This window comes from Mycobacterium sp. P2_H7, from assembly GCF_056403275.1.
In genome coordinates, this window is record NZ_JBFUFU010000069.1 from 1 (window position 1) to 394 (window position 394).

1 other RNA gene is annotated in these 394 nt (G+C 55.6%); it reads left to right on the forward strand.

The annotated features are described in order from the left end of the window. Positions 1-102: 102 nt before the first annotated feature. Positions 103-258, forward strand: a non-coding RNA gene (gene ssrS / locus AC1DY7_RS31385) — 6S RNA. The last annotated feature ends 136 nt before the right edge of the window (positions 259-394 follow it).

Sequence of the window (394 nt, forward strand, 5' to 3'; positions counted from 1 at the left end):
GTGCAAGGGCGAGCCGGCTGCGACGAAAGGGTGTGACATCCGAAATGGAAACATCGGCTCGTGTCACTGGCGCTTAACCGACCAGCAGCCTATATTGGGCTTGGCGATCTGCGCTTCCCGGCAGGAGAACATTTTCCCCGGGGCCTTAACGATCCTTAGGGAGCTGTCCCTGGGAAGACCCGTGGGTTTTCTCATACGGCGCCCACCTACTTTGTAGGTTCCCGGGATCGCTCTCTCCACCGGTTGTGTGGATCGTCACTTGTTGCCTGTATCCACGTGTTTGGTGGATGATGCGGTAGAAAACGTCGCTCTTAAAGCTCCAACAGAAACCGACCTTTTCTATCGTTTGGCGCATGGCACCCTCAAAAGACCTGAAAAAACAACTGCGCCGCGA